The organism is Fimbriimonadaceae bacterium (assembly GCA_019638775.1).
GTDB lineage: Bacteria > Armatimonadota > Fimbriimonadia > Fimbriimonadales > Fimbriimonadaceae > JAHBTD01.
Window position 1 is genome coordinate 15,656 of record JAHBTD010000010.1, and the last position, 11,802, is coordinate 27,457.

Below are 11,802 nucleotides of genomic sequence, written 5' to 3' on the forward strand. Positions count from 1 at the left end.
AGGACCCCAGAGGAGCGAATATGTCGACGATCCTTGAGTGGAAGGCAAAGCAGCTGGTCGAGCGGACGGCCATCAGTGATTGGTTGCCCTATGAGGCTTGGGATGACACCAACCAGGTCTATCGCTTGGATGATGGGCGCATCGGTGTGGTGTTTGCCAGCAAGCCTCTACTGGGGTTGTCGGAAGAGTCTATTCAGAAGCTGACGAATCTCTTCGAGTCAGACCTGCCGATCGGAACCACGTTTCAATTCATGCTGCATGCATCTCCCATCATCGAGCCTTATCTGGACCATCACGTTGTGCTGGCGCAACGGGGGCAGGCAGGGGAACGCTATGTGGCCGATGCGCGGAAGACCGCAGAGTTCTATCTGCATGCTCGAGACACACAGCTGACGTCCAATCCACCGTTACGCCCCCGAGATTTCACCGTGTATGTATCCGTGGCCTTCCCGACCCAGGAGACGACCGCGCAGGGGTGGGAAGATGAGCGGATACATCAAGCGGTGTCGGGCATCGAGGGACAGTTGAACACCTTGGGATTGCTGCCTGAGCGGGTAGGGCCACTGCAATTGTTGAATGTCCTGCATGTGCTGCTGAACCCGGGCCACAGCTGGGAGAGTCGGCCGCCGGCGTACAGCGATCAACTGCCGATACGGGATCAGGCGGTCCGTCTCGATACGACGGCCACGCTCCGCACCAAGATGATTGAACTGGACGGGAAGTTTCTCAAGACGCTCACCGTACAGTCATGGCCTGTACAGTGGCATGGCGGCAACAATCGCGAATTGATCGGGAGCCTGGTCCGGTTCACCGATCAAATCACCTGTCCGTTTTTCCTGACGTTGAATGTCTTGAAATTTGATCAGGGCAAAGCGAAAGGCAAGTTGCGAAAGAAGCACGTCGTAATCAACCAGCAAGCCAGTGGGTTTCTTCTGGGTCTGATTCCCTCCCTCAGGTTCAAATTGGACCATTTCAACGGTGTGCAAGCGCAACTGGAAAACGGAAGACAGCTCATCGGATCCTACTTCCAAGTCGTCCTGTATGGGGACACCCCGCGTCACGTGGAGGAGCAGACAGGGACTCTTCGAGCCCTATATCGTGCCAAGGATATCACTCTGCAGGAAGATCACTTCATCGGGTGGAAAATATTCATGACGGGGTTACCCCTCGGCTTACCATCGGATGACAAAGCCCTCATCGACGGACTCAGACGCATGAAGACCTACCACACCGAGGTCCCGGCGCATATTTGCCCTATCGTGGCGGATTGGAAGGGGGGCGGCGCTCCGGTGGTGCTGCTGACATCTCGGTCAGGTCAACTTATCACCATGGATGTCTTTGCCAATCAACAGACGAATTACAACATGGCTATCGCGGCGACGTCGGGGGCAGGTAAATCGTTCTTCATGAACAATTGGATCAAGAGCTACTTGGGCATTGGTGGCCAGGTGTGGGTCATCGATGCAGGCTTCAGCTACGTCAAACTTGTGGAGTTGCTCAAGGGGCAATACATCCAGTACGGAGCCAACGCTCAACGCCTCTGTTTCAATCCGTTCAGCAAGCTGGTGCACTGGGGGAGCAGTGCTGGAGGCGATGACGATCCGAGTGACCGCGCGGACGAATTGGCGACGCTCAAAGCGCTGCATGCGCAAATGGCTTCCCCCTCGCGTCCGCTGTCCGATGTCGAGCTCTCGTTCATCGAAGAAGCGATCATGCGTGTGCTTGAGGTGGAAGGGCGTGAGGGCTGTCCGGATTCGGTGCACCGAGTGTTGAGGGGCATGACGGATCCTCGGGCCAGAGACCTGGCGCGCGTGTTGGCGTCCTACGCGAAGGGCGGCATGTACTCCCATCTCTTCAACGGCACGAACAACGTCAATTTCGAGAACGACTTCGTGGTGCTTGAGCTTGATGGGTTGAACGAGCAGAAGCAGTTGCGATCGGTGATCCTCCTACAGATGCAGATGAATATTCAGGCGGTGATGTACAAAAAAGAGAACCGCGGGCGGCGGAAATTCGTCATTCTGGATGAGGCGTGGGATTTGTTGTCCCAGGGAGGCAATACCGCGGCCTTTTTCGAGACCGGCGCGCGCCGAGTCCGGAAGTCGGGTGGCTCCATGATCACCATCACGCAGGGCATCAACGACTACTACGACAAGATGCGGGATGTGGGGCGTTATTTGCTCGAAAATGCGGAGTTTGTGGGACTGCTCAAACAAAAGACCGAGAGCATCGCGGCGTTTCGGAACAATGGGCGCATTGTGTTGTCGGAGATGGAATACCGACTCCTGTCCTCTGTTACAAAAACCACGGAGTACTCAGAGATTTTCATGATCACCCCATTTGGGCGAGGCATTTGCAGACTGACTGTACCACGGGAAACGCAGTTGTTGTTTACGACGAATCCGGATGAGCTGGCGCTGATTGATCGGGTGAGGAAAGAGGGGTCAAAGGAGCTCTCCATCGATGAAGCCATTCAATGCATTATCGCTGCTGAACGTGCTCAAGCGGGCGCCGACAATCCTCGAGTGGCTTGATCGGCATCGGTGGGTGCATGTGGGGTTGATGCTGTTCTGCGGGACGATCATTGCTGCCGGCGTCATTGCGCCCTGGTATGAAGTTGCCGCTCGCATGAGCGGGAGTTGGCCCCACCATAATTTCTTCCTCATTCAAAAAGGTCAATCCGTGGGGCGAGGGAGTCTTGTGGCGTTCATCATGCAGCAAGACTATGCGGAACGTGTCCAGCCGGGCCGCTTACACCGTGACTACGCGGACGTGGGAAAGCGGTGGATGAAGCGCATAGTCGGAGTGCCGGGTGACCACATTCTGGTCAAAGACAATGAAGTCTATATCAACGGACAATCGGTGGGGCGGGGAATCGGAATCGATCGCTACGGGCAACGGATCGACCTAGCCACGTTCCCGGAGACTATTCCCGAAGGGCAATACTATGTGGCGCTGCCACACCCGCGATCGTTTGACTCTCGCTACTATGGCCTGATTCGGCAGGCGGATATTCTCGGTACGGTGACCCCGCTCATCTAGCGAGGTCGGTAATACTCCATACAGACATTCTGATATGGAGGTACCGTGAACGGATCGAGTGTTATCGCCTGTATGGCAGTGACCGTAGTGCTCTCCCTCCTGAGCATCGGATCCCCCGCGCTCTCTGAATCGACAGGCCGCCCGAGTAAACCGTCCCCTGAGGAAATGGCTCAGGACATCGCAAGGTACTCGCGCCAGGCGTTACGGCAGGGGCGCCCCCAGGAATCGCCGAAAGAGATGCGTCGCGACGGACTCTACCTTCTGCTCTCCTTCTCGTTACCGGACGACACCCTCAAAGACTACCTGCGGGAAGCCAAACTGCTTGGCGCGAAGGTGCTGCTGCGCGGACTGGTACAGGAGTCGTTCAAGGTTACGCAGGATCGGATTAAGCGGGTGCTCTTCACCGGGGAACGCCCGGATGACTCCCTGCTGGTCGGAATCGGGATCGATCCGGTGATCTACCGGACAGTCGGTGCAGGAGAGGTTCCGGCCCTAGTGTTCGTGAAGGACGAGAAGTTCATGGTTGCGAGTGGGGCATCCTCGGTCGCACATCTCCTGGCGCTGTTGTCACAGGAGCAGGCGAGGTTGAAGCCATGGGGTGAATGGTTCGAGCGCCGGCATCGAGGGTTTCTCCAGGGGGGACCGACTGAAGAAGCTCCGCCACTGCTTCCGACCATCGAACGGAGTGTGAAGGTGTGGGCCGACGCACGTGGAGCCGACATTGCGGAGCGGGACATGATTGATGTGATGAAGGAGCGAGTGGCGAACGCAAATTGGCCGGACATTCAACGCCGTTCCGGCGATGCCCTCAAACGGCATTTCGCCAAGGGGCCAGGGCTGGCCCTACCGCATGTCGAAGAGGCCAGAGTGGCGTTCGTCGATCCGACCGTCGAGTACCCCGAGGATATCAAGGATCCCACCACGGGCACGGTGCTGATCAAGTCCGGCACGAAGATCAACCCCTTCGACAAGGTGCGGTGGATTCGAACCCTCGTGTTTTTTGACGGCACCAGTCCCGCACAGATGGGTTGGGTGCAACAATATTTGAGGGAGCATGACCCTAAGTTCGTGAAACTCATCATCTCTGACGGCGACGTGCAGAAAGTAATGGAGCAACTCCATCAACGTGTCTATTGGGCGAATCCTCTGCTCGTCAGCCGCATGGGGGTCGGAGCGGTGCCCAGTGTGGTCTCTCAGCTAGGCCGAAATCTGCGGGTGGAGGAGGTGGCGATTCATGACTAGGTCCTCGATGCGAGGGATCCGGCAGGTGTTCTTGCTGGTCTGCCTGAGTTGTGTGCTGATCGGCGTGGCGACGCTGTGGCCGTCTGGGACGGCAGAGGCCGTGTGCACAATCGGAAACCCTGTGTTGGCGAATAGTCTCGCGACGACGTGTTGGGAATGTATGTTTCCTATCTCTCTCAGCGGAGTCACGTTGTTTAACCCGGGAGAAGACTTTACCGCCCCGGCCGTCGGTCCAGGCCGCGCCCCTTTTCCCCCGCAGTTGTGCGGGTGCGTTTGTCTTGGGCCTATCTGCATTCCTGGGTTACCGCTGGGGATCTGGGAACCGAAGAATCTGGTCGAGGCGGTACACGATCCCCTGTGTTTCCCGACGCTCGGCGTGTCCTTGGCCGGGGGCTTCAGTTACATCGGGCGAGGCATGGCTACGACGCAGATGGACTCCGAACTCAATTACGCATTTTTTCATGTGCATTATTTCATTTTTCCCCTGTGGGCCATCGTCGGCATCGGATTGGACATCGCATGTCTGAATCCTACCGGGATCGCAGACGAGATCGATTTGGCGTATGCCTCCGAGATCGATCCCTTGTGGGACGATGATCTGATTTCACTCATCCTCTTTCCAGAGGCCTTGGTCCTGGCCAATCCGGTGTCGTTAGCAGCCTGTGCTGCCGATTCCGTGGCCGCAGCGGTTGGCTTCCCGATCGATCCGCTGTTCTGGTGTGCCGGGAGCTTTGGATTCATGTATCCGCCGACCGGGCATGTCTCGGGAGCGAGTGGAGACCTCAAGCCGGCCGCACTGTCGATGACACGGTTATTAGCCAAACTGGCCCGTGCGGGGACAGAGTTTTGGACGTCCGCCAATGGCCCGTTGTTGTGTGACGACGTTACGACAGCTCTCATTGTGAAAAGCCAGTACAAGTTTCAATTACTGTGGCCTATTCCGAACACCGGAATTCCTCCGCCGTGCTGTCAGCCTCTGGGGCGGACACTCATGATGTGGGGGCTCGGCAAAATCGTGCCGGCCGTTGGCGAGGACTTTGTGTGGCTGCTATGGAAACGACAAAACTGTTGCTTGCTCTAGCGTGGTGCTCTGTGAGCGTCTGCTCGATGGGGGGGCCGACCGGTGTTGCGAGGGCCGCTGATCCTCCCGGCTCTAAGACGTTTATCGATCATCCCAGGCAGGGATGGTTCTTTTATCAAGACCCTCCAGCCGAGGCTGAGGAGGACGCGGAAGAGAGTCCTGTATCCGTCACGATTGACGGCTTACCCCCTGGGGCTTGGCTGGAGCCGTCGAAATACCGGACGTGGTTCAAGGGGCTTGCGATGGATGGAGTCAAGTTAACCGCCCTCCCGGTGACGGTGTTGCGGGAGCTGGTGTCGGCCAAAAAGGAACGCGCGTTGGACGATCCCTCGGTGGAGAATGTGACGAGTTACATCAAAGTCCAAAAGGAAGCGTATGACCGCTCGCAACGCTTCACCGATGCCTGGCAGATCGCCATGTACACGGACCCCAAGCTCGACTATGCGTCGCAACATCCCACGTCCACCTATGGGCATAGCGTCGAATCCGAGATCAAGCGAAACACCGAAGAGCAGCTGCTGGCAGGCACAGCCGACCGGGTCGGACTGTTCTTCTTCTTCACCTCTACCTGTCCGTTTTGTCAAGAACAGTCCAAGGTATTGAAGGTCTTCGCCGATACCTACGGACTAACGGTGAAACCTGTGTCGCTGGATGGGGTGGGATTGCCGGAGTACCCGCAACCCGCCATCAACAACGGCATGGCGGAAAACGTGGGCGTGCATATGGTGCCCATGATTTATCTCGCGATTCCCGAGGAAAACTTCTTAAAGCCACTCGGGGCCGGACTGATGACGAATGCGGATCTACGCGAGCGATTGCTGGTCCTGTTGCGGAATCGAGGATTGTTGGGCGAGCGACCGTCTCATGGATAGAGGACACACGATGCGATGCAAACGGATTCTGGTTGGACTGTGTATGTGGGCCGTACTGGCCTGGCCTCCCCTGGTGCAGGCGCAATCGATGAATGATGCCCTCACGAACATGTTCAGCTCGTGGGGTGTCGGGATCACGAGTCCTCCCGGTGCCTACGAGAGTCAACGTCGAGGTTACTTCAGCGGCGGTGGGGTCTCGGTTCGTTTGTGGCAGGACCCGATGCGGCTGTGGTCGATTGCCCCTCCGCGATTGAGCGTGGGCTGCCAAGGCATCGATGTGTATCTGGGCTCCTTTTCCTACGGCAAGCTGGATCGGTACGTCCAGTTGCTGCAGCAAATCGGGACCGGGGCCGTCTTGGGGTACGCGTTCCAGCTGGCGATGAAAGCCATCTGTGAAGACTGCGCGGACGTGCTCAATAAGATCGAAGCCGCTGCCAGAGCACTCAACGCCGCGGGACGGATCCAACCCTGTCAAACGGGGATTGAATTGGGTAAGGCGCTGGCCGGGAACGAAGCATCGAAACAGAAGCTTGCGAGTCGGTTCGGCGATGCCTGGCAGAAGATGAAGGAGGCGGGGGGCGCCATCGGAGACGTGTTTGAAGACCGGGATGCGGTCAAGAATCAGTCGAATGCGGATGCCGCCTCAGCTCTGAAGGGCACGGAATACGATGTGACGGGCAATCTGGTGTGGGATGTTCTGACGCAGGCCGGCCTGGATCAGAATCTCATTGTCATGGTGATGTCGGTCACAGGTACCATCATTGTCGGGAACGACGGCGATGTTCAAACCCGCGATCCGACGATGACGTTCGAACAGCTGGTCGACAGCCATTTGGGGGACGTGGTCAAAATATTTAATTGCGGGGGCGATTCCGAATGTTTGAACCCCACGATTACGGATGCGACCGATATCGAAGGATTCGAAAGTCGTGTGTATACGTCGATGAGTAACCTCATCGAAGACCTCTACTCGGGCTCTGCAATCAGTGCGGCGGATCAACAAATCATCAACATGACCCCGGTCCCGATTCTGACCATGCTCGCTGATTATGGGCGGCCACGGGATGTCGGCAATCAGATTGCGCGCTTGTCATCAGAAGTGGTGGCTGCAGACATGGGATATCAATGGGTGAAATGGGCGGCCACCGAAACATCCCGGAACGTCAGCTATATCCAAAAGGTCAAACCAGAATGGCCGGGCAATCTGCAAGATTTTCAGGGGCGGCTGCATCAAGTTCTGAGGGGGGCCAGTGACAGTCTCGCAAAGCGGCAACGCATGGTGAATAACATCAACCAGCTCATGCAGTTGACGAAGACGCAGGGCGAAATGCGATCGCTGCGGTAGTCGTCGGAGGAAGCCTGATTGCGATGTGAGGGGAGAGGATAGCGGACCATGTGGACGATCTATACCTTCGGCAATGGCGATGTGTTGACCCAGATTCTGCTGGGCATCCGGATCATGATGACCACCGGACGATTCGAAAGTCTCATGGAGCTCGCGCTCCTGGTCTTTGCGATGTTCGGACTCGTCTATTTTGTGTTCAATCGGCGGTTCTTGGTCCCGCTGGTCGTTGGGGCCTTTTTCATTCTCTTTGTCAGCGTTCGAATCACGGTGGATGTGTCCGTAGAAGACCAAGTCAACCCCGATGTTCCCGATCAAATCGTCAACAATGTCCCGCTGGCGATCGCGTTGCCGGCATACATCTCGGGGCAAGTGGGGTATTACACCACCCAGCTCGTCGAAGCGTCCTTTCCGATGCCCGTCCAATATACCCAGGGACAAACATCATTCAATCGCCCGTTATTCGATCTGCAGAAGGTGCTGAATGCGAGACTGCAAGACTCGGATCTGGCTCGCAATACGGATACTTATTTTATGATGTGCGTGTTTCGGGAGGTTGGACTGCTACAGAAGAACCTCGGCACGCTGAGAAATTCTCCGAATCTGCTCAATGATGTCGGAGCCATGAACAATGCACTGACGGCGCTCGGGTATACGGGTGGTACATTGGAGGCTGCGCCGCGGGTCTGTCCGGATTTCTATAGTTCGCTTATCCTCCCAGGATACAACAGCGGCCAGCCTGACTACGAAGGGGCGATGCGGCATTTGCGGACGCAGTTGCAGCTCGATCCGGCCACCGGCAATGAGGAAGGGCTCACCGAGGATATTCGAGCGAATCTCTTGCTGTCCGTCGGGCAATCGGCTCGAGACATGATCAACAATGTGCTGCTCATTCATGCGTGGAAAAATGCCGAATCCGCCGATGCCAAACGTCGCGCGGCAACTGCGGACACCGTGCTGTTGCAGCAGGAGGCGATCCAGAAGGATCTGAAGTTCCAAAGCTACTCGAAGTCCTATGTCGCGCAGAAGGTCGTGCCGTTATTACGGACCATCGTGGAAGGGGTGGTGTACATCATGACCCCGTTCCTTCTGGTGCTCGCCATTTCGCCCGGCATGTCCCGGCTGATGGGCACCTACTGGCGGCTGTTCATGTGGCTGCAGACCTGGTCGCCTCTGTATGCAGTACTGAATTTCGTCATGTTCTGGGAAGCGCGGAGCCGGCTGGGCGCGATCTTGAGTTCAAACGGAGTGGGGCAGTCCGTCAACTATGCGACGTTGGACCGAATCAACGAACATGTCGCCATGCTGAACTCCACGGCTGCCGATTATGTGTGGCTCGTGCCGGCGATCGGGTTTGGACTGATGTGGGGTGGCAGCCAGGTGTTGGGATCGATCCTGGCGGGATCGCGAACGGCGGAAACTGTCGCTGGGCAAGTGGGCGGGCAGTTCTCTCGTGGGCTTGGTGCCAATTTGGAGGAAGGGCCCTCCTATCGACACGAACAGCGCGGCGCCCAGTTCGGTGAGATGATTGGCCATGACGTCGAGCCGCAGATGACCGTGCCGGCCGGCCCCGGCGGATTTCGTGTCGATAGTCAATCCGGAGCGAGTGAGATTCACGACTCCCAGGGTGGCATCACCAGTATCGGCGCGAATGGTATTCAAAACTACAAAGGCCCAGAAGGGCAGTATGCCATGGATTCGAAGGGGCACCTCCTGAGTGGGGTATTCCGTCACAAGATGACCGATCCTCAGTCCGGGAAGCAGGTCGATGCACAAACCTCGGTGTTCGGGTCGATGGTGGAGCATCGTTTCGATACGATGGGTGAGGACGGCGCCAGAAAGAGCGTGCTCGTACAGGAAAATCAGGACACCGGAGAACTCGTGGCGCGTACGGAACAATCTGTTCGGAAAGGCTTGTCCGAGACGCGTACGATTGCCGACGATGGAAGTCAGAGTTTCTCACGATCTGGGAATGTCCCGCTGTTTCTGGAAGTCGCGGGCGAGACACGTCCCGATGCCGGATTTGTCCAGATGATGGGGGAGCGTGGGCCAGGAGAGCGGGCAGACACCATCACGCAGTCGATGTTTCAGAGCACGATGGGGGCGAAGCAATCGTATACCGGCCGGTTGGTCGAACGGGATGGACAGTTTCATTTTCTGGCGACCGAGGGCGGGGCGATCCGAGGATTTGACAACAAGGATACGGAAGCCGGCGTCCACAGGGAATCGTTCGTCTCCCCTGACGGCTCCAATTATTTTGTGGAGACTGGGCAAGCGCAACAGATGGTCTTGGGGAAGGATGGCGTGACTCGGCCGATGGAGGGATATGTCAGGGCCTTTGGGTCAGTCGATCGCTCGGACCCTGCCCATCCGCGAGACATCTACTCCAGTTACAGTCTGACCAGTGATGAGGGTGGGCACGCGCACACGGTGACGGGGACATTAGGCACCGATGCATCAGGGCGGCAGTTCCTGGTGGAAGCCACGGAACACTTCGAGTCAGGCACGAGCGGCGTCGCTCACGACACCCAGACAGTCGGCTCGTATACCCTGAGCGGCACGTTCACGGCATTGAGCCATGGGGAAGCCAATCAACCTGGAGTGCCGACAGCCTTCTTCGGCTCGGCGATCGACAATAGCAAGCCAGGGTCGCCGGCGTTTCAAGCCAATGCGCTGCTATACGACGGCCAGGTAAGCTTCTTTGATGGGCGAGAGGGAGGGACCAAGAGTATTTCCGGGGAACGTAATCTGACGGATGGCACGCATTTGTCAGGTCAGTTCACCCAATTGAATACGATGGGACAGGACGGCCATCAAATCGAGATGTTTCATGGATATGCTCAGCAACCTGGAGCACCGGCCCGTGATGTAACAGGGCTGATTGATAATGGCAACCTTGTGGCGTTTAATGGCACCTCTGGGTCTCACGCCAGAGACATTGTCGAAAAAGGATCTGGGGTGTCTGGTCGGCAATATGGGTTCCAAGATACCCTGATGGCTCCAGGGGGCACACATTCCGTAAGCACCTTTGAGGGCGTGTCTGTGGACGCCCAGGGGCGAGCCTTCAAAAACTCGTCAGTTGAGTTGGATGGGGTCCGTGTGTATAGCGATCAGATGAGAGGATCGCGCCAGATGACCGTGGAATTCGAGCAGTCCCTACGAGGGTACAACGATGAAGTACAGTCGATCGATAAAGAGTCAGGTTGGCGCCGGATCAATGACGGGCATCGCGATATGGATGTATACGCCAATCTCTACTACGGTCCAACAAGCAGTGAGACGGGCGAGCGTAAGTTACTGGGCGGGACGATTACCAACGTGACCGACAACACCTATTCCACCTTCATGAAGGACGGTGAAGGCAATGAGGTGTGGGGGATTGCCAGGTCTTTGGAAGATCCAAACAGCGAGGCTATGAGCGGCTCTTTCGATCAGACACTGAAGGTCGTGGCTGCCAAAAATGGAGCGGTAGACACGCAAGTCCTTGGTCCGATGAAAAGTGATGGAGGCCAACGCGAGGTCTTGTATCACTCGGTGTTAGGCGGATTGGACTCGCAGTACTTTAACAATGAGCGCAAGTCAGGCGTCTTCACCGTGCCTGATCCAATGCATACCGGACAGACGAAAGAGTTACAAGGGACGTTCTACTATAGTCCTCAATCTGGCCAGTTGATTGCGTCCGAAGTCACGGATGTGCAAACAGGAAAGGTTGGGCAATACCGCACCGATGCGCAAGGGCAAGAACACTTCCAGGTGGTGGAGTATACACAGTCGCCTGACGGCGCGAGCGTGATTGCAAGTACCAGGGAGCTATCGAAGCATGAGTATGCAGCCCATGGATTTGCGGTCAACGACACTCTCGACAGCAGCGGGAATGTGCTGAGTTCGTCCGGTAACAAGGGAGCCGATTTTCATGACTTCAATCGCGTGCAGTTTCATCATGATAGTGGAGCGAATTTGACGATTACCCAAATGGCGTTTGCGGCCAAAGGCACCGATATTACCAACCCCACGCAAACGGACGAGGCGATTGCCTATGGCCTCGAATTTGGTCGGATTGGAATGGATGGGGCTTCGCGATATTTGATCCTCAAGGGACGAATGGGGAAGTTTGGTGGCGGAGCGGCTGGGGGGACACCGTATCAGTCAGGCGGTGGACCCCTGCCGGATGGACCTGGTGGCGGTGGGGGCCCAAGTGGTCTCTTGGACTCGCATCAAAATAT

General features: G+C 56.8%; 7 protein-coding genes. All 7 read left to right on the top strand.

What is annotated here, in order from left to right; translation table 11 throughout:
* Positions 1-20 precede the first annotated feature (20 nt).
* A complete protein-coding gene (gene traC, locus KF784_16820; GenBank protein ID MBX3120724.1) occupies positions 21-2,534 on the top strand; it encodes a type IV secretion system protein TraC in 2,514 nt (837 codons plus the stop codon).
* Positions 2,464-3,042 (top strand): signal peptidase I, encoded by a 579-nt coding sequence (lepB, locus tag KF784_16825; GenBank protein ID MBX3120725.1) that lies wholly within the window; start codon positions 2,464-2,466, stop codon positions 3,040-3,042. The genes traC and lepB overlap by 71 nt, the downstream gene beginning before the upstream one ends.
* Before the next feature lie 45 nt (positions 3,043-3,087).
* A complete protein-coding gene (locus tag KF784_16830; protein ID MBX3120726.1) occupies positions 3,088-4,284 on the top strand; it encodes a hypothetical protein in 1,197 nt (398 codons plus the stop codon).
* Positions 4,277-5,365, top strand: a complete 1,089-nt coding sequence (locus tag KF784_16835; protein MBX3120727.1) for a TraU family protein — start codon at positions 4,277-4,279, stop codon at positions 5,363-5,365. Before KF784_16830 ends, KF784_16835 begins: the two co-directional genes overlap by 8 nt.
* Entirely contained in the window at positions 5,335-6,237 is a 903-nt protein-coding gene (locus KF784_16840) for a conjugal transfer protein TraF (GenBank protein MBX3120728.1), read from the top strand. The genes KF784_16835 and KF784_16840 overlap by 31 nt, the downstream gene beginning before the upstream one ends.
* A gap of 10 nt (positions 6,238-6,247) precedes the next feature.
* Positions 6,248-7,582 carry a conjugal transfer protein TraH gene (locus KF784_16845; GenBank protein MBX3120729.1) on the top strand — a complete coding sequence of 445 codons (1,335 nt, stop codon included), beginning with the start codon at positions 6,248-6,250 and terminating at the stop codon, positions 7,580-7,582.
* Positions 7,583-7,630: 48 nt separating this feature from the next.
* On the top strand, positions 7,631-11,802 hold a 4,172-nt coding region (locus KF784_16850), incomplete at its 3' end, for a conjugal transfer protein TraG N-terminal domain-containing protein (GenBank protein MBX3120730.1).

Excerpts from the sequence above, each read along its gene's own strand:
- traC (MBX3120724.1), top strand. The coding sequence starts at position 21 with ATGTCGACGATCCTTGAGTGGAAGGCAAAGCAGCTGGTCGAGCGGACG.
- lepB (MBX3120725.1), top strand. The coding sequence starts at position 2,464 with ATGAAGCCATTCAATGCATTATCGCTGCTGAACGTGCTCAAGCGGGCG.
- KF784_16835 (MBX3120727.1), top strand. The coding sequence starts at position 4,277 with ATGACTAGGTCCTCGATGCGAGGGATCCGGCAGGTGTTCTTGCTGGTC.
- KF784_16840 (MBX3120728.1), top strand. The coding sequence starts at position 5,335 with ATGGAAACGACAAAACTGTTGCTTGCTCTAGCGTGGTGCTCTGTGAGC.
- KF784_16845 (MBX3120729.1), top strand. The coding sequence starts at position 6,248 with ATGCGATGCAAACGGATTCTGGTTGGACTGTGTATGTGGGCCGTACTG.